The 20991-nt window shown below is 58.7% G+C and carries 18 protein-coding genes; 12 read left to right on the plus strand and 6 right to left on the minus strand.

Going from position 1 to position 20991, the window contains the following annotated elements; genetic code table 11:
- Positions 1-37 precede the first annotated feature (37 nt).
- The 5 genes from AAFX04_10950 to AAFX04_10970 all read left to right on the plus strand — a co-directional run bounded on the left by AAFX04_10950 (position 38) and on the right by AAFX04_10970 (position 5367).
- Positions 38-1054, plus strand: a complete 1017-nt coding sequence (locus AAFX04_10950; protein ID MEO1045948.1) for a nitronate monooxygenase — start codon at positions 38-40, stop codon at positions 1052-1054.
- A 72-nt stretch (positions 1055-1126) separates the two neighbouring features.
- Positions 1127-1996: a dienelactone hydrolase family protein gene (locus tag AAFX04_10955; protein ID MEO1045949.1), complete on the plus strand. Its 870-nt coding sequence runs from the start codon at positions 1127-1129 to the stop codon at positions 1994-1996.
- A gap of 313 nt (positions 1997-2309) precedes the next feature.
- Positions 2310-3041, plus strand: a complete 732-nt coding sequence (locus tag AAFX04_10960; GenBank protein MEO1045950.1) for an energy transducer TonB — start codon at positions 2310-2312, stop codon at positions 3039-3041.
- Positions 3042-3145: 104 nt separating this feature from the next.
- A complete protein-coding gene (locus AAFX04_10965; GenBank protein MEO1045951.1) occupies positions 3146-3709 on the plus strand; it encodes a PH domain-containing protein in 564 nt (187 codons plus the stop codon).
- Positions 3706-5367, plus strand: a complete 1662-nt coding sequence (locus tag AAFX04_10970; GenBank protein ID MEO1045952.1) for a PH domain-containing protein — start codon at positions 3706-3708, stop codon at positions 5365-5367. Before AAFX04_10965 ends, AAFX04_10970 begins: the two co-directional genes overlap by 4 nt.
- Here AAFX04_10970 and AAFX04_10975 read toward each other — a convergent pair.
- The gene (locus tag AAFX04_10975; protein MEO1045953.1) at positions 5339-6529 is read right to left on the minus strand and encodes an alkaline phosphatase D family protein; all 1191 of its coding nucleotides are present in this window, start codon (positions 6527-6529) and stop codon (positions 5339-5341) included. The genes AAFX04_10970 and AAFX04_10975 overlap by 29 nt on opposite strands.
- 103 nt (positions 6530-6632) lie before the next feature.
- Here AAFX04_10975 and AAFX04_10980 point away from each other — a divergent pair, with 103 nt between their 5' ends.
- The gene (locus AAFX04_10980; protein MEO1045954.1) at positions 6633-8405 is read left to right on the plus strand and encodes a DUF885 domain-containing protein; all 1773 of its coding nucleotides are present in this window, start codon (positions 6633-6635) and stop codon (positions 8403-8405) included.
- Positions 8406-8438: 33 nt separating this feature from the next.
- Here AAFX04_10980 and AAFX04_10985 read toward each other — a convergent pair whose 3' ends face one another.
- From AAFX04_10985 to mnmA, 5 genes are all read right to left on the minus strand, one after another.
- Positions 8439-9101: a hypothetical protein gene (locus AAFX04_10985; GenBank protein ID MEO1045955.1), complete on the minus strand. Its 663-nt coding sequence runs from the start codon at positions 9099-9101 to the stop codon at positions 8439-8441.
- Between the two features lie 127 nt (positions 9102-9228).
- A complete protein-coding gene (locus AAFX04_10990) occupies positions 9229-9777 on the minus strand; it encodes a demethoxyubiquinone hydroxylase family protein (protein ID MEO1045956.1) in 549 nt (182 codons plus the stop codon).
- Between the two features lies 1 nt (position 9778).
- Complete coding sequence (locus AAFX04_10995) at positions 9779-10255, minus strand: disulfide bond formation protein B (GenBank protein MEO1045957.1); 477 nt, start codon at positions 10253-10255, stop codon at positions 9779-9781.
- 31 nt (positions 10256-10286) lie between these two features.
- Positions 10287-11648: a S41 family peptidase gene (locus tag AAFX04_11000; GenBank protein ID MEO1045958.1), complete on the minus strand. Its 1362-nt coding sequence runs from the start codon at positions 11646-11648 to the stop codon at positions 10287-10289.
- A 230-nt stretch (positions 11649-11878) separates the two neighbouring features.
- Positions 11879-13039: a tRNA 2-thiouridine(34) synthase MnmA gene (mnmA, locus tag AAFX04_11005; GenBank protein MEO1045959.1), complete on the minus strand. Its 1161-nt coding sequence runs from the start codon at positions 13037-13039 to the stop codon at positions 11879-11881.
- Positions 13040-13289: 250 nt separating this feature from the next.
- On the opposite strand from mnmA, the gene AAFX04_11010 reads away from it, so the two are divergent.
- The 6 genes from AAFX04_11010 to AAFX04_11035 all read left to right on the plus strand — a co-directional run bounded on the left by AAFX04_11010 (position 13290) and on the right by AAFX04_11035 (position 20982).
- Positions 13290-13616: a hypothetical protein gene (locus AAFX04_11010; GenBank protein MEO1045960.1), complete on the plus strand. Its 327-nt coding sequence runs from the start codon at positions 13290-13292 to the stop codon at positions 13614-13616.
- A 109-nt stretch (positions 13617-13725) separates the two neighbouring features.
- The gene (locus AAFX04_11015; GenBank protein ID MEO1045961.1) at positions 13726-14025 is read left to right on the plus strand and encodes a DUF1153 domain-containing protein; all 300 of its coding nucleotides are present in this window, start codon (positions 13726-13728) and stop codon (positions 14023-14025) included.
- A 313-nt stretch (positions 14026-14338) separates the two neighbouring features.
- Positions 14339-14602, plus strand: a complete 264-nt coding sequence (locus tag AAFX04_11020; protein ID MEO1045962.1) for a GlsB/YeaQ/YmgE family stress response membrane protein — start codon at positions 14339-14341, stop codon at positions 14600-14602.
- A gap of 333 nt (positions 14603-14935) precedes the next feature.
- A complete protein-coding gene (locus AAFX04_11025) occupies positions 14936-16165 on the plus strand; it encodes an efflux RND transporter periplasmic adaptor subunit (GenBank protein MEO1045963.1) in 1230 nt (409 codons plus the stop codon).
- Positions 16166-16207: 42 nt separating this feature from the next.
- On the plus strand, positions 16208-19687 hold the full coding sequence (locus tag AAFX04_11030; protein MEO1045964.1) for an efflux RND transporter permease subunit: 3480 nt from the start codon (positions 16208-16210) through the stop codon (positions 19685-19687).
- Positions 19688-19752: 65 nt separating this feature from the next.
- Complete coding sequence (locus tag AAFX04_11035) at positions 19753-20982, plus strand: DUF445 domain-containing protein (protein MEO1045965.1); 1230 nt, start codon at positions 19753-19755, stop codon at positions 20980-20982.
- The last annotated feature ends 9 nt before the right edge of the window (positions 20983-20991 follow it).

Below are 20991 nucleotides of genomic sequence, written 5' to 3' on the forward strand. Positions count from 1 at the left end.
AAGTTCAGCTGATGAATATAAAAACGGACAAAATGGAATGACCTACCCCAAAACCCAATCCCTGATGCAACGTGGCACCGATTTTCTGGGCTGCGAAACCGCGATCCTATGCGGCGCGATGAGCTGGATTTCCGAGCGGCATCTGGTCAGCGCCATGTCCAATGCCGGCGCTTTCGGGGTGATCGCCTGTGGCGCGATGACGCCGGAATTGCTCGATACCGAGATAGCCGAAACCAAGAAACGCACCGACAAGCCTTTCGGCGTCAATCTGATCACCATGCACCCAGATCTGATGACGCTAATCGCTATTTGCGGCAAGCATCAGGTCGGCCATATCGTCCTGGCGGGCGGTCTGCCGCCCAGGGGTAGTATCGAGGCGATCAAGGAAACCGGCGCCAGGCTGATCTGCTTTGCGCCCGCCATGGCTCTGGCCAAAAAGTTTATCCGCTCTGGCGTCGATGCGCTGGTGATTGAAGGCATGGAGGCGGGCGGCCATATCGGCCCGGTCGCCACAGGGGTGTTGGCGCAGGAGATGCTGCCGCAAATTGCCCAGGATATTCCGGTATTCGTCGCCGGCGGCATTGGTCGCGGTGAGGCCATTGCCAGCTATCTCGAAATGGGCGCGGCCGGCGTCCAGCTCGGCACCCGCTTTGTCTGCGCGCATGAGTGCATCGCACATGAGAATTTCAAAAAGGCGTTTATCAAAGGCAATGCCCGCGATGCTGTCGCCAGTGTCCAGATCGACCCGCGCCTGCCGGTCATCCCGGTGCGCGCGCTAAAGAATAAGGGTACCGAGGAATTCACCGCAAAGCAGCGCGAAGTCGCCAATATGCTCGACGCAGGCGAAGTCGATATGCAGGCGGCGCAGCTGGAGATCGAGCATTTCTGGGCCGGTGCGCTCAAACGCGCGGTCATCGATGGCGATATCGAAAATGGCTCGCTGATGGCGGGCCAGTCGGTCGGCATGGTCAAAGAAGAACAGAGCGTCGCCGCGATCATCGCCGAGCTGATGCAGCAGGCCGAGGCGGCGCTGACCGGCAAAAAGGCGGCCTGAGCCGCTTGCACTTCCCTGACCAGCATCTAATCTGTCTCGCGAGGGAGGAGTTGATCCTCAGGAGAACCGACAATGTGCGATGAAAAAGATCTGGCCAAATGGGACAGCGACGGACTGACCCGGCGCAGCTTTACCGTATTGGGCGGCGCAGCGGCGCTAATGGCCTGCACCGGCATGAGCAAAAGCGAGGCGGAGGAAAGCGGACTGGTCGAACAGGATGTCGCAATCACCATGGCCGATGGCACAAATGACGCCTTTTTTGTCCATCCCGGTTCGGGCAAGCACCCGGCGGTGATCCTTTGGCCCGATATCGCATCTTTGCGCGAAGTGAAAAAGATGATGGCGCGGCGACTGGCGGCGGAAGGCTATGCGGTGCTCGTCACCAACCCCTATTATCGCGACACACCGGCGCCGCAATTTGCCGATTTCTCGGCTTTTCGCGCCGAAGGTGGCTTTCAGAAGGTAGGCCCATGGCGCAAGAAACTGACCGCCGAGGCGATCCAGTCCGATGCGCGTTCGCTGGTCGCTTGGCTCGATACACAGGACGCTGTCGATACCGCACGCGGCATCGGCAATCAGGGCTATTGCATGGGCGGACCGTTCACCGTGTGGAGCGCGGCCGGTGTCCCCACAAGGATCAGGGCTGCCGCAAGCTTCCATGGCGGCGGGCTGGTGCGCGAGGATAATCCAACCAGCCCGCATGCGCTGATCGGCAAGACCCAGGCCAGCTTCCTGTTTGCCATCGCCCAGAATGATGATGCCCGTCAGCCCGAAGCAAAGACCGTGCTGGCCAAAGTGGCAGAGGAAACCGGGCGCAGCGCAGAGGTCGATGTCTATGCCGCTGACCATGGCTGGACCGTTGCCGATTCTCCGGTTTACGCCAAGGACGAGGCGGAACGCGCATGGGCTGCATTGCTCCGGCTCTATGCCGCTACACTCTGATATCCGACCGCGCCGACAACCCTGCGAAGTGCCGGCACAGGGCCGGGCAAGCCAGCAGAATAGGCTTTTCACAGTCGCAATAGAGAGCATCTATTGGCGGTCACCATCTCTGACATTTGGCTGCGCCCGGCCCGCATGACTAAATAGAGTGCATGAACAGCACCCTTCGTTTCGAACAACATCATATCGCATGGGATCGGTGACGGGACACTATTCACACCATAGCGTCTATGAGCCGGACGGCAGAGCGCGTTTACGGTCTCTTCTGATCCTGTCTTTATTCACATTTCTGCTGTTATACTGGTCACTGCAGATGAATGTGATCCTGCAGGAACAACCCGATCCGGGCAAATCGCTGACAGTGCTGCAACCAACCGTGCCGGACAGGAAAATCATCAAGGAAGAATGGCCCGAACCTGCCAAAAATGCAGGCGGCAGTTCGGAACAGACAGACCCCAGCCTGCCGAAAATGACGGTTGCAGAAGCGGCGCCACGAAAAGAACCGTCAGAAGCCATAGCAAGTGAAGCCATGCCCTTGATCAAGCCGCTGCCACAACCAGTCTTGCCGACACCGCCCGATATCACTCCGGACACATCGATATTTGACGGCAGCAGCACAGCCATAGTGGGCAAGCAGAATCCCGGTTCGGGCAGTGGTGTCCCCGGTCGCGGAATAGGCAGGGGTATCGGCAACGGTTTCGGCAATGGTATCGGCCCGGGCTTTGAGCTGGAACCCGCCCGATGGGTGAGGAAGATGACCTATTACCAGCTACGGCGTTACTATCCCAAAGCGGCGCTGAGGAACAAGGTCAGCGGCGAAGTAGAGCTGATCTGCAATGTCAAGCTCAACCGCCGTGTGCGCGACTGTTTCGTTGAGTCCGAAACACCGGCCGGAGCCGGTTTCGGGCAGGCCAGTCTGACGGCATCGAAGCGGTTCCGGATATTTCCACGCGAGATTGACGGTGAACCTGTCGATGGCGCGCCGGTGCTGATCACAATATGGTATGATCCCGAACCGCTCGCCCCGGGCGAAGAGAGAAAATAGCCCTATATCCACGGTGATATCCCGGCCGTATCTTATGGCTCCAGAGCGCTGGAAATGCTGCTTCTCATATTGCAATGACCATGTTGCACAGCCATATCAACAGCATGGGAAATAGCATGGACCAGGCAATGGAAGCTGGCAATCCGGTTGAGGCCATAGGGCCTTATGGCCGTATCGGCGCACCGCTGGAGGGGAGCTATAATCTCGGCCTGACACCGCTGCATCCGCCGCAACGCCAGGTAATCCGTATCAGCACCGCCATCATGCTGGTGCCGGTGCTGCTCGGCCTGGTGATTGCCGATGCTGCGCTGGCTGAGAAGACCGGCATTTTTGGCGTGATCAGCCTGATCGCACTGACACTTTATGCGCTGACCGTTGTGGCGCTGCCCGAACGCAAATATCGCCGCTGGGGCTATGCGCTGGAAGATGACCGGTTGCGGGTGCTGCGCGGTTTCCTGTTCCGTACCGATACCATCGTCCCGTTCAACCGGATACAGCATATCGATGTCGGACAGGGGCCGGTCGAGCGGCTATGCGGTGTTGCGACTCTGGTGGTGCATACCGCTGGCACCCATAACAGCACTGTCGCCCTGCCCGGTCTCGAGCCCGGTGTCGCCGATGCCATGCGTGAGGAAATGCGCCGCCATATCCGCAAGGAAATGATATGAGCGAGACAATGGGTGCCATGGACGCGCCCATGCCGCCACCCATGTCGCGGCAAGACGAACCGGTGGGGAGTCATGCAGAAGCCGAACGCCTGCATCCGCTGAGTGTCGCTATCGGCATCATCACCAGCGTACCGCGCCTGATTTTCGCCGCCGTACCGATCAGCTTTGCCATGCGCGATCAGGATGCGCTGACCATAAGCCTTGTCGCATTGGTCTTCCTGCTGATCCTCGCCATATCGGGTTTTCTCGTCTGGCTGCGCTGGTCGCGCTTCACTTTCTTGCTCGACAGCCAGGAAATCCGGGTTACCAGCGGCATATTGTCACGCAACAGCCGGTCCATTCCCTATCAGCGGATTCAAGACGTCAATATCGAGCAAAATCTGCTCGCCCGGATACTCGGCCTTGCCAAGGTCAAGCTGGAAACCGGCAGCGGCGGCGGCGAAGATGCCTCGCTCGATGCGGTCACCCTCGCTCGCGCCGATGCGCTGCGTGATACCATAAGGGAACGCAAGGCCGACAGCACAGCAGCACGAACGGATGCGATAAGCGCCGATGGCGCAAGCGCTGCACCAGCTGACAGCGTTGCCAGTGAGAGCGAAGCCATAACCATCTTTACCATGGACGGCCGCCGGCTGTTCATCCTCGGAATCTTCAGCTTCTCATTGGCGATCTTCGCCTTTCTGTTCGCGTTGCTGCAGAATTTCGATTTTCTCATCCCCGATGAGGTGCTGAACCCCGAGAACATTATCGATGCCGTAACAGACAGCGATGTCGGCGGCGAAATCGACAGGTTACGCAATGTGGGCGGAGTGATCGGACAGGTCTTTGCCGCTCTTGCGGGCCTGACCGGACTGCTATTTGTTGGCTTTGTCACCGGGCTGATCACGGTGGTGCTGCGCGAATATGGCTTCCGGCTCGACCAGACGGACAATGCCTTTCGTCGCCGTCGCGGCCTGCTGACACTCACCGATGTGGCAATGCCGATCCACCGGGTGCAGGCCGCCCTCGTCATTACTGGTCCGGTACGTCGCCGCTTTGGCTGGAAGGCCCTGAAGTTCCAGTCACTCGCCAGCGATGGGGATGAGGGCAGCGACCATATGGTGGCACCGCTGGCACGGCAACATGAAGTTGCCGATATCGCCGCGCGCGCCGATATCGACATCGCGCTGGAGGATGATGCACTCAATCGCGTAGCCCACAGCTATTGGCTGATCCCTGTGATACCGGCAATGCTGTTGCTGGTAATCGCTGTCAGTATTGTCTCGGCGATCCAGGCCGGACCCGACCTCTTGCTGCTCATCCTGCTGGCACCGCTGATTGCCCTTATCGGCTGGCTGCGCTGGAAACATCACCTTTATGCCAGCACCGACCGTTTTCTGCATGTCCGCAGCGGTTTCTGGAGACAGGGACACACCATATTGCCGCTGCGCAAGATCCAGTCGGTCGATGTCAGCCAGAACATCATCGAACGCGCCTTTGACAAGGCCAGCGTTACTATCGGCGTTGCCGGCGGCTCGGTGGTGTTCCCGCTGACGGTGCATGCGCTGGCGACCGAAACCGCCTATGCGATGCGCGCCTATCTGCTGGAGAAGATGACACAGATGGCGGCACAAAATGGCGACAATGCTGTCAGCGTAGCGCCGGAACCTCGCGACTGATCAGCGTCTCACCATCGCTGGTCAGCAGCGTAAGCCGTACCTGCTTCTCATCCCAGTCAATGTCGATCTGGCCGAAATTCTCGTCGCTGAAAAATCCGCCGACGCGATCGCTATCGGGTTCACGATCGCCGGTATCGCCGCTGCGGAAGGAAAAGTTGAGCGAACTCGATGTCAGCTCCCATAGCGGTTTTTCCATCCCCGGCAGCTGGGTGCGATACAGCGCGCCGGAATGCCGGTCGCCCGAGAGCAGCACCGCATTGTCGACATTATAGGCGGTCAGCAGGCTGTAAAACCGTTCCTGTTCGAGCGGGAAATTGGACCAGCTCTCAAAATCATGCGCCCTGGTGATCATCTGGATCGAGGAGAAAACCAGCCGAAGGTCGGCGGGCTTGCGCATTTCCTGGGCCAGCCAGAGCCATTGCTCGGTGCCCAATATCGTCGCTTCGGGATCCCTGTCCTCGTCATAATTGCCCATCGCCCAGCGTTCCATGCGATAAGGTTTGCGCGCCAGATCGGAACGGAAATAGCGGGTGTCGAGCAGGATGATCTGCACCCTTTTGCCTTCCGGGCCGACCATCCGGCTCTCATAGACGCCGGGCCGCGCCTTGACCTCGCTCGGTACATCCCAGAAGGTCTCGTAAAGACGCTCGGCATATTCCTTGAATGCAAAGCTGCCCCCGGCATCATTGGCACCATAGTCATGATCGTCCCAGCTGGTCAGCATCGGGACTTTGGCACGAAATTGCTGAAATTCGGGAATCGCGGCCAGCTTGGCATAGGATTGCTTCACGCTCGGCAGGTCGGCGGCCCAAGTGGCGCCGGTATCGCCATAGATATTGTCGCCGATCATCAGGAACAGGTCGGGATCGGTGCGGCCGATGCTGCCCCATATTTTCGCCGAGCGGTTCTCATTATAGCAGGAACCAAAGGCGATGCGCGTCAGCGGCTGGCTGGCATCAAGCGGCGCATTGGGGCCGGCCACCGGCAGGTCACGATCCAGCCCGGCATAATAGGGCCGCAGCGCCTGTTGCGCACTTTCGGGAAACACCAGCGGCGGCAGGTCATCCGCATCGGCGACCGTTTGTGCCGGATAGCTGTCCCCGGTACTGACACAGCCGGTCAGGGCGCTGATGACCGATAGAGCGAACAGGATTTGCTTCATGATACTCCCCCGATCATTTTCCATATCATGGCGGATCGGTTTGACAAATGCATGACAATCCATGGAAAAGGGCGCTGGAAAACAGAATGGCAGGAGAGCGACAATGAACAGGCGTGCAATATGGATGGGGGCGGCAGCACTGGCACTGGCATGGACCGCAGCATCTCCTGTAATGGCGACACCCGGCGATGATCTCGACCAGCTTATCGACGATTACTGGCAATATGCGCTGAGCCAGAACCCGGTTTTCGCCAGCGCCCTGAATGTCCCAGGCTATGAAGGCAAGGTATCCGACCCGAGCCTCGAGGCACAGGATGCACGGGTGGAACGGTCGCGCGCCTTTCTCACCCGGCTGGAAGCGATCGACAGCGCCGCACTGACGCCGGAACAGCGGGTCAATTACGGCATATTGCAACGCTCGCTAAATGAGAGCATCGAGAGCAACGGCTTTGGCCAGCGGGTGATCAACTTCACCAACCGCTCGGGCTGGCACCAGAGCTTTGCCGGGATGGGCACCAACTCGCCCTTCCGCAACGCCGCCGATTATCAGAGCTATGTCGACCGGCTGGAGCAATATCCGCTGATCAACGACACCAATATCGCCATTGCCGAACAGGCAATTGCCGGTGGCTATACCCTGCCCTGCGATGCGATGCAGGGCTATGAGACGTCGATCACCGGTCTGATCGCCGAGGACCCGAAGACGACGCGTTTCTACCAGCCATTCACCCGGCCCAAACCGGCGGTTATGGAGCAGGCCGAATTCGACGCGCTGGCGGAGCGTACCGAGCGCATCATCACCGATGTGATCAATCCCGAGCTGCGCCAGCATGCCGACTGGTATGTCAGCCGCTACGCCCCGGCCTGTGCCGTTGCGCCCGGCGTATCGGCACAGCCGGGGGGCGATGCCTATTATGCCTTCCGTATCCGGCAGATGACCACCACCGAACTGACCGCAGACGAAATCCACGCCATCGGCCTGAATGAAGTCGCGCGCATCCGCGCCGAGATGGAAAAGGTCGCCGCCGAGGCCGGCTATGACAGCCGCGAGGCGTTTATCGAGCATCTGCGCACCGACCCGAAATATTATGCCAGGACGCCTGAGGAACTGATGGAGAAGGTGGCACGCGTAACCAAGGTGATTGACGGCAAAATGCCCAGCCTGTTCGGTCGACTGCCTCGCCTGCCCTATGGCATTCGCGAAATCCCGGCGGAGACCGCCGAGGGCACCACCACCGCCTATTATAATCCCGGCTCACCGGAAATCGGCATATCCGGAACCTATTATGTCAATACCTCGAAGCTCGACCAGCGGCCCTATTGGGAGATTCCGGCGCTCAGCGTGCATGAGGCGGTACCCGGTCACCACCACCAGATTGCGCTGCAGCAGGAACTCGACATGCCCGAATTCCGCAAATATGGCAGCTTTTTCACCGCCTTTGTCGAAGGCTGGGGACTGTATTCGGAGCGGCTCGGGATCGAGATGGAGCTGTACGACACCCCGGCCAAGAATATGGGGCGGCTATCCTATGAAATGTGGCGCGCCTGCCGGCTGGTGGTCGATACCGGCATCCACTCCAAGGGCTGGTCGAAGCAGCAGGCGCTCGACTTCATGCTCGACAATACCGCGCTGACGCCGGCCAATATCGAGGCCGAGGTCAACCGCTATATCAGCTGGCCCGGACAGGCGCTGGCCTATAAGATTGGCGAGCTGAAAATCCGGGAATTGCGTAGCAAGGCGGAAGAAACGCTGGGAGCGGACTTCGACCTGCGCGCCTTCCATGACACGGTGCTCGAACAAGGCGCGGTGCCGCTGGATGTGCTGGATGCGCATGTGACGGCATGGATTGCCGCACAACAGGGTTCAGAAGGGTAAACCGGCCAACCCCTCCGCAGACGGGAGACGAATTTACGGTTGCTGCGGTTCGTCTTCAGCCGGGGGCGGCACTGCAAGATCGCTCTCGACGTCTTCGCTTTCCGCTGCCGCAGCAGCCTCTGCCGCCGCTTTTTCTTCCGCCTCGCGCGCCTTGCGATAGGCTTCGAGTTCGGACTGGCGTTCCAGTTCGGCCGCCTCGACCAGCGCCGCTTCCTCATCAATGCGTGACAGACGCTCCTGACGCGCCTGTTCGATCAGCCGACCGGCCTGGGCATCGGGGCTGTTTTCCTGTTCCGCGGCATAGTTGCGCAATAGCTGGTTGGTGCACCCGGTAAAGCCGCCCGTACCCGTGGGTGAGCAACTGTCAGTGCCAAAGGCGCCGACTGTCTCGAGCGAACGCACCCGCAGCGCCCAGGCCTGGTTGCGCGGATTATTGGGATCATCGCGCAGATTGGGCGGAATACGGAAACGCTCCGCCTCGTCGAAACGTACACAGACGACAATTTCGTCCTCATCGACCGACGGCTCGCACTCGTCATCGCCATAGACAGGAATCTGCGTCACCTTCTCGACAATATAAGGCGGCAGCTCGCTCGACTGGGTGCCCGACTGGGCGCTCATCTCGGCATGGGCCAATTGCGGCACTGACAGCGCGACCATCGCCCCCATGATGATCAGCGGTGAACCCTTGCGCATATATCCGTCTCCATTGCATCACCATGCTGCGCATGGCGGCGGTTGTCCTGTCCTAGGCCATCATGGCTGAATGGGCGGTGAAACCCCCAAACGCCATCTGGCCGCAGCGATTATTCCATGGAATAGATTATATGCGCTTGGCAAGCGCTATTGCGGCGCGGCAGCCGAGGCGGATGGCGCCGGTCATCAGCGGATAGGCCGGGGCCTGTTCGGCGCCCTGCTCCAGCGCCTCATGCTTGTGTTCCAGCTCTTCCTCGCGGAATTTGGCGATCGCCTCGGACAGTTCCGGGTCGCTGTCACCCAGTTCCTCGAGCTGCTCCTGATAATGTTTATCGATCTCGGTCTCGACCGCAACGGTGCAGGCCATAGCAGCTTCTGGACCGATCAGCGCGGTGGCGGCACCCAGGCCGAAACCGGCGACATCCCAGAAAGGCTGGAGCGCGGTCGGGCGGACGCCGCGCTCGGCCATGATGCGATCGAAAAATTCGCGATGCACCTTTTCCTGCTCGGCCATGCCAGCAATGGCGTGTGCGGAAGGGTGGCGATTGCCCATCACCGCAAGCTGGCCTTCATAGATGCGCGTCGCGCCGAATTCGCCCGCCTGATCGACGCGGATCATCGCATCGATATCGGCACCATTAGGACCCGGTTTGGCAGCGCTGTTACTGTCGGCCATGTTATCCTGCCTTCCTGCTCTTGTGCATCAGCATGAAGATGGCAATTGCCGCGCCCAGCGACAAGAGGAAGTTGAAGCCAGCCAGCGATATGCCGTAGAAATCCCAGGGCGCAGCGTCGCAGCGGATGATCGGCGCATCCAATATGGCGTCCATGATCTGATCGGCGTCGAGACCCTGTTCGAACCCGGTGGAACAGGCGGTAATCCCTTCCCACCAGCCATATTCCACCCCGGCATGGAAACCGCCGATCAGCCCCGAGCCGAGTATCGCGAGCCCGGCAAGGGCGGTAAACAGCTTGGCGATGTCGCGGCTGGAGACCAGCAGCGACACCCCGGCGAGCAGGATCGCGCCATAATGCGGCCAGCGCTGCCAGATGCACATCTCGCAAGGGTAAAGGCCAAAGACATATTGGCTGATCAGCGCACCTGTAATCAGGAACAGGGGCATCACAAAGGCCAGGCGACTGGCCCATTTCATGGCCATGGGTTCCCTGTCATGGCGTGTCGGATCAGTTGGTGCCTTTGGTCAGCCCGGTGCGCGCGGCGAGCCGCTCGGTCGCAGCGGTGGTGCGACCGATGGTCTCCAGCGCATAATGCAGCTGGAAATCATTGACCCCCTGTTTCTCCAGATCCTCGACACTGGCCGAGAAACGCGGATCATCGATCTCGTCATCTTCGAGAACATCATCATCAATGCCGCTCTCATTGATCAGATGGCTGCGCAGGTCGGACTCACGGAACTTGATCCGGGTCTTGTAATCCGGGTCGGAAAGCTGGGGCACAACAATATCGGGACGGATGCCGCCCTCCTGCACCGAGCGACCGCTGGGCGTATAATAGCGCGCCGTGGTCAGCTTGAGCGCGGTGGTACGGGACAGTGGTTGCAGCGTCTGCACCGATCCCTTGCCGAAGGTCTGCTCGCCCATAACCAGCGCCCGGTTGTGATCCTTGAGCGCACCGGCAACGATCTCCGAAGCCGAAGCCGAACCGGCATCGACCAGCACAATTACCGGCAGGTTGCGAGCATAATCGCCGGGACGGGCAAAGAAACGTTCGACATCGCCACGGCGACGGCCGCGCTGCGAGACGATTTCCCCCTTGTCGAGGAAGACATCGCTCACCGCCACTGCTTCATCAAGCAGGCCGCCAGGATTGGAGCGCAGGTCGAGAACATAGCCATCGGGCTTGCCACCCAGCGATTCCTCGATCTCGCCAATGGCGTTGCGGACATCCTTGCCAACATCGGAGGTGAAGCTCGAAATGCTGATAACGCCGATATTGTCGTCGATTTCCCAGGTGACCGGGGTCAGCTCAATAATCGCGCGGGTAATGTCGACATCGAACGGCTTGTCGCGGCCCTGACGCACAATAGTAAGGTTGATCGAAGTACCCGGCTTGCCACGCATCTGATCAACCGCCTCGTCAAGGGTACCGCCAAAGATCAGCTTGCCGTTGAGATGGGTGATAAAATCGCCCGCCTTGATACCGGCGCGATAGGCCGGGGTGTCCTTGGTCGGTGCGATCACCTTGACCGCGCCATCCTCCATCGTCACCGACAGGCCGAGACCGCCATAAGAGCCATCGGTCTGGGTCCTCAGATTCTCGAAATCACGGGCATCGAGAAAGCTGCTATGCGGGTCGAGGCTGGCGAGCATGCCATCAATCGCACCGCGCATCAGCTCTTCCTCGGTGACTTCCTCGACATAATCGCTGCGCACCCGCTGCAGCACCGTCAGAAACTCTTCCATGCCATCATAGGATTTTGCATCGACTGCGGAAATCGCGGCGGTTGTCGCCGGTATCGTTGCCAGCGCCGTAACAAGCAGCGACGCGCCGATGATATTTGAGGAGAAGAGTCGGGAGGCAGCCATGTAACGGTCCTTTACATTCCTGAAACCTGCGCAGAAAAGGGCTTCATCGCATGATTCTATCTCAAGCTATATGGCATCATGCGGCAAAGTTGCAAAAATGCCAAATCCGTTAACTACACCCGGAAACCAGCGCCGGGGCGTTCAACGTGACTGTTCCGATATGGGATGTCCTGGCTGAACCTGCAATGAGCGATGCAGGAGAATAGTGGCCTTTGCCACCCGCTTGGCGATCAGGCAGCGTCGCTGCGGTCGCTCTGCCACGGCTCGGTGGTTACGATCCAGCCACCGCCGAGCACCCTGTCGCCGCTATAGACAACCGCCGCCTGCCCCGGCGCCACGCCATATTCAGGCTTGAGGAAGCGGATGGTCTCACCATCGAGCCGCGCCGGAACCGGCTTGGACAAGGACCGCACCTTGACGGTCAGCTCAGCAGTGCTGTCGCTATCGGGCGCACCGCCAATCCAGTTGGCATCACGAATGGTCGCCGACTGCACCGCCAGCGCGATCTTCGGACCAACAATCACCTGCTGCTTAGCCGCATCGAGGCGGACAACATAAAGCGGTTCGGGCTGGCCTCCGATTTCCAGTCCCTTGCGCTGGCCGACAGTGTAATGGATCAGGCCCTTGTGCTGCCCCATCACCCGGCCATCAATATGGACGATGTCGCCCATGGTTTCGGCCTCGGGGCGCACCTTGCGAACGATACGGGCATAATCGCCATCGGGCACGAAACAGATATCCTGGCTATCGGGCTTGAGGGCAACCGCCAACCCCATCTCCCTGGCAATCTCGCGTACCACCGGCTTGGGCATATCCCCCAGCGGAAAGCGCAGATAGTCGATCTGCTCATCGGTGGTCGCGAACAGGAAATAGCTCTGGTCGCGCGCCGGATCGAAGGCACGGTGCAGCTGCGCCCGGCCGCCGGCACCGACGACACGGCGGACGTAATGGCCGGTGGCAAGACAATCGGCACCGAGGTCGCGCGCCATGCACAGCAGATCAGTGAACTTCACACCCATATTGCACTGGATGCACGGAATTGGCGTGCGACCGGCAAGATATTCATCGGCGAAATTGTCAATCACCGACTCACGAAAGCGGCTTTCATGATCGAAGACATAATGCGCAATGCCCAGCCGCTCGGCCACGGCACGGGCATCACGGATATCCTGACCGGCGCAGCAGGAGCCGGTACGGTTCACTGCCTCGCCATGATCGTAAAGCTGCAGCGTGATGCCGATTGTCTCCGCACCGCTGGCTGCTGCCAGCGCGGCCACCACCGATGAATCGACGCCGCCCGACATGGCGACAACGATGCGCTTGCCGGTCAGGTCGTCGCCCAACTGGAAGTCAGCCTGCTGGCGAATGGTGGGAAGAGCGGTGTCAGTCATGCGCGCCACATAAGCGGATCGCTGCCGTTTTTCCAGTCAATAAGCGGGGTGACTCGGCACCGGTTACGGCAGATTCTGGCCGCTGCGGCAATTTTTTGCCGCTTAATTTTATTGCCTCCACGCGCAAGAAGTGACGCAAAACCGCCAATAGCGCCTCGGCCAATACCCAAAATTAACCAAGGCTAATCACCCGTCAACGCCGCCTTTACCGGACTTTATGGGGCGCAAATATATAAACCCATGCATGGACATGAACTTCCCACATGGACGGGTGCCGCAATGGTATCGTGATCAGGACCAGAAACGTCAGTTGCATTCGGTCAGCTATAGCGAGCTGATCGCACTTTCGCATCTGGGCCGAAACTATCGGGATGTTGGTGATCATAAGGGCCGGACCATTTCCGCCAGTGACTCTCTGGAGGCGCGCATCAGCCTGTTGAGCAGCGATGCCGACCACATGGTCCGGGCGGGAGCAGGATCGGGCAGCTTCGTCGATAGCGGGGGTGATTGCAGCGCCGGGGGTGGTTGCGAAAATGGGGCCGCAAGCCACGATGAAGCGAGCGGGAAAGACGGCTGAAAGAGAAAGTAAACAGGCTGTTTACCTTGCGCATTCAGCATCTGGAAAACGGTCGAATATATAGTGATACATAACAGGGCATGACATTGAATTTGAGATTGAGGGCTGCATGATTGAGAACCAGAAAATCAAACCGGCACGTGTAATCGGCCCGCTCGGCGAACCGCTGACGCTGGACACATTGCCGCCGCCGAACACCCGCCGCTGGGTGGTCCGGCGCAAGGCCGAAGTCGTGGCTGCGGTCAATGGTGGCCTGCTGACCATCGATGAAGTGTGCGAACGCTATGACCTGACGCTGGAGGAATTCGCTTCCTGGCAGCGCGCTGTCGACCGCTCCGGCATGCCCGGCCTGCGCGTCACCCGCATCCAGCATTATCGAGACCTGTACGAGCGTCAGCAGAAATACTAAATCGCATTGATCGTTTGTGGCAGAGCCGGATTGACGCAGCCAAGTCCCGGTTCTGCCCCTGCCATCAGCCAGGCGGAAACAGTCCCCGGGCAGATTTTACCTTTATTGCCACCTTGTCACAGATAATCCCGCAAGCGCCTTTAACGGCGCTTTTTTTGTATCCCGCAGCGAGATTAAAGCGATGATGGCCCAGGCATTGCCGAAAAAGACTGTTGTCGCCGGCCCCTTGTTTTGGCACCTCCCGCGACATTCATACACATGTCCGGAAAGCAGGTCATAATGGCATCGCTTCTGACAGTTTGAGGAGGAATATATGGGTTGGATTATCGCACTTATCGTAGGTGGAGTCGCCGGCTGGCTGGCCAGCATGGTGATGGGCCGTGATGCCAGCATGGGCATTTTTTTGAACATCGTTGTCGGCATTATCGGTTCGTTTATCGGCAATTGGGTCGGTTCGTTCCTCGGCTTTGGCGGCTCGATCCAGACCTTCTCGATCATGGGACTGGTAACCTCGTTCGTCGGTGCGGTAATCCTGCTCGGCATTCTCAATCTGATCCAGCGCGGCAAAGTGCGCTAAAGTCTCTGGCAAAAGCCAATATTACAGGGATATCTGGCCCGTGCCGCAGCTTTGCGGTGCGGGCTTTTTTACCAGATGGCGTATCGGATCATGAAAAATGCGCCGCTGGTGGACGAAAGATGCGTTCTATTCGACAAAGGTCACGCGGCTCAATTGCATCGCCGGTGACGACAGCATATTACAGCAGCAATTGACTGGTGCCGTTGCAAATGGTGAATTACTAAGGTAATACACTATCTTGTCAGGCCGAAATTCATGCCCGTCCGGGAGTGCGGGCTGATTGCCACATGACCCGGGCAAGGGGCCATATTGGTGTAATGAGAGAGCCGCTGGATGAAATATGAGAGTGACATTAGGGGTGAGCGGGTCGAGACGCCGGTCGAGAATGTGTATCTCGACGAGGCCCGGAGCCCACGCCGCCGCAATATCCTTATTGCGGTCATCATAGCGATCGCCGCCATCATTGGCGGAGTCTATTATTTTGTCAGCGGCGGCGTTGGCGACACCACTGTCGCTGCAGCCGATGACGAGCAGAATAGCAGCCAGGCGGTAACGGTGATCGTCCCCGGCAGCAGCACCGTGGAACGCGTCATCAACGCCACCGGCACCTTTGCGGCGCGGCGCGAAATGCCGATTGGCGTGGCCGGTGAAGGCGGTCAGGTAATGCGGGTGCTGGTCGAGCCCGGCACATGGGTGCGCCGCGGCCAGACGCTCGCGGTTATCGACCAGTCGGTGCAAAGCCAGCAGACCCGGTCCCAAGCGGCTCAGATTGCTGTTGCTGAAGCCGATGCACGGCTGGCACAGAACCAGCTCGACCGCGCCAAGCAACTCGTCGACCGCGGCTTCATCTCGCAGGCCGATGTTGACCAGAGAACCGCTACCCGCGACCAGGCTATTGCCCGGGTCGAAGTTGCCAAGGCGCAGCTCAAGGAACTTCAGGCGCGCCAGGGGCGTTTGAATATAGTTGCACCGGCCAGCGGGCTGGTGCTCGCACGCAATATCGAGCCGGGACAGGTTGTCGGCGCGGGTACCGGCGTGCTGTTTCGTCTCGCCGCTGGAGGAGAAATGGAATTGCGCGCCCAGCTCAGCGAAAGCGATCTTGCAGGGCTGTCCAATGGTGTCACTGCAAAGGTTACGCCAACCGGTACGGACAAGAGCTTTGAGGGTCAGGTTTGGCAAGTTGCGCCCATTATCAGCGAACAATCGCGTCAGGGTATTGCCCGTATTGCTCTGGCCTATGACCCGGCCATACGCCCGGGCGGCTTTGGCAGCGTCGCCATTGTCAGCGGCGCAACAAACTCTCCAGTGCTGCCGGAATCGGCGATACAGAGCGACACCAAGGGTGCCTATGTTTATATTGTTGGCAAAGACAACAAAGTCGAACGCCGCGATATTGAAACCGGCGGGGTGAATGCCAGCGGTATTACCATCACCTCGGGCTTGGCCGGCGATGAGAAGGTTGTGCTATACGCCGCCGGATTCCTCAACCCAGGTGAAACGGTCAACCCCCAGCTACGCGGAAGCGAGCAAGTCGCAACCGCGGACAATGGCGGCGAGAGCTAGAAGGCACAAAACTGCAGGCATCAAGCAGATTGGGACAGGACAATGAATTTTCGCAATATTTCCGCATGGTCCATCCGTAACCCGGTAATACCTCTGGTATTTTTTACCGGACTTCTGTTTGCTGGAATGCTCAGCTTTGCACGCATGGATGTGGTCAACAATCCGGATGTGGAGTTTCCTGCTGTTGCCGTTTCGATTACACAACCCGGCGCGGCCCCAACCGAGATTGAGAACCAGATTACCCAGCGTGTGGAATCGGCGGTTCGATCAATCAGTGGCGTTCGCCAGATCACCTCCACAGCCAGCGAGAGCATCTCCAATACGACCGTCGAATTTGTCGTTGGCACCGATACCAATGATGCGGTTTCCGAGGTTAAGAATGCAGTAGATTCAATCCGCGGCAGCCTGCCCGACGGGATTCAGGAACCGTTTGTCAGCAAGATCGAGATCGCTGGCGGTTTTCTCGGCATCTTTGCTGTGGAAGCCGATGATATGACCATCGAGCAATTGAGCTGGTTTGTAGACGATACAGTCTCAAAGCGACTGCTCAAGATCAATGGCATGGCCGAAATTGATCGCTTTGGCGGCGTTGATCGCGAGATTCAGGTCATCGTGGATCCGGCCAAGATGCAATCGCTGGGGGTTACGGCCAGCCAGATCAACAATGTTCTGCGCCAGGTCAATCTCAATGCCGCAGGCGGACGGGTTGAAGTTGGCGGCGCGCAGCAATCGGTACGTGTACTCGGCAACTCCAAAGATGCCTATGAGCTGTCGCAGACTCAGATACGCCTGCTTAACGGGACCTCTATCAAACTATCGGATGTCGCCACCGTTCGCGACGGCTTTGCCGAACGGACATCAATCAGCAAGGTGAAAAACAAAGAGGTCGTCAATTTCTCCATGTCGCGCGCCAAAGGGGCGTCCGATGTATCGACTTATGAAGAGGCTTTGGAAGAGATTGCCAAGATCGAAGCAGAAAATCCGGGCATCAAATTCATCAAGCTTTTCAACACTGTCAAATATACGCAAGACCAATATGAAAGCTCAATCGCCGCCATGGTCGAAGGCGCGATATTGGCGGTTGTTGTTGTCTTCTTCTTCCTGCGCGACTGGCGCGCGACCATTATCTCCGCAGTAGCTATCCCGCTGTCTGCCATTCCGACCTTCTGGTTCATGGATCTGTTTGGCTTCAACCTCAACCAGCTGTCGCTGCTGGCTTTGGGACTGGTCGCTGGGGTCCTCGTCGATGACGCGATTGTGGAGATCGAGAATATTGTGCGCCATATGCGGATGGGGAAATCCGCCTATCAGGCCTCTATAGACGCTGCCGATGAAATCGGCCTTGCGGTTGTTGCCACCTCCTTCTGCATTGTCGCAGTATTCCTGCCGGTTGGCTTAATGCCAGGTATATCCGGCCAGTTTTTCAAGAATTTCGGCATCACCGTTGTGGTCTCGGTGCTGATGTCACTGGCGGTCGCGCGTATGATAACACCGCTAATGGCTGCCTATTTTCTCAAGGCGAAAGGGCATGCAGAACACGGCGAAGGTCCACTGATGGACCGTTATATTGGTGTGTTGCGCTGGACGCTTGATGCGAGCAATTCTATCAAATGGCGCAACGCGTTGCCAAAAGTTCCGGTCCATTGGTGGGATCATCTGTTTTCTCTCCTTACGGGTATAGGCGTTATCGCGGCCTATTTGCTCTTGCAGTCCGTATTCGGATCAGCTGCTGAGACAACAGCTGCGCCGAGTCCGGATCAGGAAAACAGCATGCTGTCGTGGCAAACCCTGTTAGGTGCCGCGGGTGCTATCTTGGGGGTATATCTTCTTGGCCGCTTTACCAAATTTGTTTTGGTTATGATTTCCGCCACCTTCATGGGCTATGATGCGAACTATTTCACCCGCCGCGCCCAATATGCTGCGGTAAGAGCCAGAATGCTTGACCATCGGGTATGGATGATGGGTGTTGGCCTGGTGGCATTCATTTTGACACTGGTCCTGTTTGCAATCACGCCGCCCCAATTTCAGCCGACTACAAATTCTGACACCAGTCAGATTACGATAGATGTGGTCCCCGGAACGACGCTTCAGCAAAAAGAACGGATAGTCGATGAGGTAGCTGAGCTCATGTATCAGCAGCCCGAAGTCGAGATGGCGCTGAAACGCGTCCGGTCGGGTCGGGAAAGCAGCATCTTCATTACACTGAAGAAAGATCGCGAAAAAACCTCCATCGAATGGGAGCGCGACCTTGCTCCGGTACTGGCGCAAACACCAGATGCGCGTGTACGCTTTCAGTCGCAGTCTGGCGGCTTTGGCAGTGGCCGTGACATGACCGTGTTGCTGGCGGGTTCTGACCCTGATGTGCTGCAAAAGGCGGCAGCTGATCTGGTCGAACAGATGAAAGGACTCGATACGCTAGTCGCACCGCGTGTCGAGGGCGATATGAGCCGCCCAGAAATTATCATTCAGCCGCGGACCGAATTGGCGGCCGAGCTGGGTATCACTACCGCAGCCCTGAGCCAGACTATCCGCATTGCAACACTGGGCGAGATTGAGCAGAATATTGCCCAATTCTCCCTTTCCGACAGGCAAATTCCGATTCGCGTGATGCTACCACAGTCTTCACGGCAGGACCTCTCGACCATTGAGAATCTACCCGTGCCGACAGCATCAGGCGGTTCCGTCCCGCTCAGCCGTGTAGCAGATATCAGCTATGGCGCTGGACCAACATCGATCCAGCGTTTCAACCAGAGTCGCCGTGTGCTTATCGGTGCTGATCTGGCTAAAGGTGTCGTGACAGGTACGGCACAAGAACAGATTAACAATCTGCCGATAATGCGTAATTTGCCAACCGGGGTCAGCACTGCCCCCGTCGGTGATGCAGAATGGCAGATTGAGTTGTTGAACAACTTCATTGTTGCGCTGGTTGCAGGTATTTTCCTGGTCTTCGCAGTCTTGGTGCTGCTCTATAAGCGTCTGATGTCACCGCTGGTCAACATGTGCTCGCTCGCACTGGCCCCTCTGGGCGGTATCTTTCTGGTCTGGGCCGTGGGCCAGCCGCTTTCCATGCCGGTGATGATCGGGGTGCTGATGTTGCTCGGGATCGTGTCGAAAAACTCGATCCTGCTGATCGACTTTGCCATTGAGGAGATGGCCACCGGTACCAAGAAATTCGAAGCGATCATGGAAGCCGGACACAAGCGTGCCCAGCCCATTGTGATGACCACTGTCGCCATGACCGCAGGCATGGTACCGACGGCACTGTCGCTGTCCGGAGATGGCGCATGGCGCGCACCGATGGGCACAGTGGTGATTGGCGGTCTGATCATGTCAACCCTGCTCACCTTGTTGATCGTGCCGGCCGGTTTCAGCCTGGCCGATGGTGTTGAAAAGCGGGTTGGGCCATGGCTGCGGCGCAAATTGCTCACCTACAATCCCGGCGATGCCAAGCCTGTCGGCAGTGCGGTGCCAAATACGGGTGATGACACGGCGGGCAAACCGGGTATACAACCTGCCGAGTGACGTCAGTACGCAATACTGGCTTCTCCGGGGGGCAAATCCAGGCACAGGATGATCGCGCGCGGCGCATGCGCATCGTCGCGACTTCCCTGCTGTTCCTGATGGCGCTGATATTCATCGCCGCGCTGCAGCTCGAACAGCAGCATCACGCCTGGGGCTATGTTGTCGCCTTTTCTGAGGCAGCTCTGGTCGGCGGCCTTGCCGACTGGTTCGCGGTCACCGCGCTGTTCCGCCATCCGCTTGGCCTGCCGATACCGCACACCGCGATCATCCCCAGGAACAAGGACCGCATTGCCACCACCATGGCGTCGTTCCTGCGCGCCAATTTCCTGATCCCCAAGGTGATGGCGCGACGGATGCGCAACATGAATGTCGCTGCGGCCGCCGGCCGTTTCCTGCTGCGCGAGCATGAGGGTGATGCCACCGGCGAGAGCGCGATGCGGCTCGGCCTGTCCAGCCTGTTCGCCGACATCATGGAATCGCTTGATGACGAGCGGCTCGGCGGCATCGTCAAGACCGCGCTGCGCAAGCAACTGGGCGCACTGCATATCGCGCCGCTGCTCGGCCGCATTCTCCAGGCAGCAATCGCCGATGGCCGACACCAGCCACTGATGGACTCGATGATCCGCTGGGCCGCACGCACCCTGGAGGCCAATGAGCATCTGATCCGCGACATGGTGCACAACAAGGCCAACACCATCATGCGCTGGACCGGACTTGATGACCGGCTGGCCAATGGCGTGGTCGATGGCCTGTACAAGCTGCTTGTTGAAGTGTCGGAAGATCCGGATCACCAGCTACGTGAAAAGGTTGAGGAAGGGCTGGCTTCACTGGCGCATGACCTGATCAACGATCCGGTGATGCACCAGCGTGTTGCCGATATCAAAGCCGAAGTGCTGGCCAATCCGGCCATGGGGCGCTGGATTGACGGGCTGTGGGAACGTGGACGCACGGCGCTGCTGACATCGGCGCGTGACCCTGATCGTGCGATGTCGGGCCAGTTCGGCCAAAGCCTCGAACAGGTTGGCGAAGCGCTGACCCGGGAAGGCCCGTTGCAGATTCAGGTCAACCGCTTTGCCCGGCGCACCCTGGTCGGCGTCGCCACCCGCTATGGCGACCAGATTGTCAGGCTGATATCCGAGACGGTGCGCGGCTGGGATGCCGGAACGCTGACCGCAAGGGTCGAAGGCGCGGTTGGCCGCGACCTCCAATTCATCCGCATCAACGGCACGCTGGTCGGCGGGCTGGTTGGGCTGACAATTCACGGCATATTGGAGCTGGCAAAGTCTTTGAGCTGATGTGAAACA

The organism is Pseudomonadota bacterium (genome assembly GCA_039818985.1).
Classification (GTDB): domain Bacteria; phylum Pseudomonadota; class Alphaproteobacteria; order Sphingomonadales; family Sphingomonadaceae; genus Alterisphingorhabdus.

Coding starts and splice junctions, on each gene's coding strand:
- AAFX04_10950 (MEO1045948.1), top strand. CDS start 38: ATGACCTACCCCAAAACCCAATCCCTGATGCAACGTGGCACCGATTTT.
- AAFX04_10955 (MEO1045949.1), top strand. CDS start 1,127: ATGTGCGATGAAAAAGATCTGGCCAAATGGGACAGCGACGGACTGACC.
- AAFX04_10960 (MEO1045950.1), top strand. CDS start 2,310: ATGAATGTGATCCTGCAGGAACAACCCGATCCGGGCAAATCGCTGACA.
- AAFX04_10965 (MEO1045951.1), top strand. CDS start 3,146: ATGGGAAATAGCATGGACCAGGCAATGGAAGCTGGCAATCCGGTTGAG.
- AAFX04_10970 (MEO1045952.1), top strand. CDS start 3,706: ATGAGCGAGACAATGGGTGCCATGGACGCGCCCATGCCGCCACCCATG.
- AAFX04_10975 (MEO1045953.1), bottom strand. CDS start 6,529: ATGAAGCAAATCCTGTTCGCTCTATCGGTCATCAGCGCCCTGACCGGC.
- AAFX04_10980 (MEO1045954.1), top strand. CDS start 6,633: ATGAACAGGCGTGCAATATGGATGGGGGCGGCAGCACTGGCACTGGCA.
- AAFX04_10985 (MEO1045955.1), bottom strand. CDS start 9,101: ATGCGCAAGGGTTCACCGCTGATCATCATGGGGGCGATGGTCGCGCTG.
- AAFX04_10990 (MEO1045956.1), bottom strand. CDS start 9,777: ATGGCCGACAGTAACAGCGCTGCCAAACCGGGTCCTAATGGTGCCGAT.
- AAFX04_10995 (MEO1045957.1), bottom strand. CDS start 10,255: ATGAAATGGGCCAGTCGCCTGGCCTTTGTGATGCCCCTGTTCCTGATT.
- AAFX04_11000 (MEO1045958.1), bottom strand. CDS start 11,648: ATGGCTGCCTCCCGACTCTTCTCCTCAAATATCATCGGCGCGTCGCTG.
- mnmA (MEO1045959.1), bottom strand. CDS start 13,039: ATGACTGACACCGCTCTTCCCACCATTCGCCAGCAGGCTGACTTCCAG.
- AAFX04_11010 (MEO1045960.1), top strand. CDS start 13,290: ATGAACTTCCCACATGGACGGGTGCCGCAATGGTATCGTGATCAGGAC.
- AAFX04_11015 (MEO1045961.1), top strand. CDS start 13,726: ATGATTGAGAACCAGAAAATCAAACCGGCACGTGTAATCGGCCCGCTC.
- AAFX04_11020 (MEO1045962.1), top strand. CDS start 14,339: ATGGGTTGGATTATCGCACTTATCGTAGGTGGAGTCGCCGGCTGGCTG.
- AAFX04_11025 (MEO1045963.1), top strand. CDS start 14,936: ATGAAATATGAGAGTGACATTAGGGGTGAGCGGGTCGAGACGCCGGTC.
- AAFX04_11030 (MEO1045964.1), top strand. CDS start 16,208: ATGAATTTTCGCAATATTTCCGCATGGTCCATCCGTAACCCGGTAATA.
- AAFX04_11035 (MEO1045965.1), top strand. CDS start 19,753: ATGCGCATCGTCGCGACTTCCCTGCTGTTCCTGATGGCGCTGATATTC.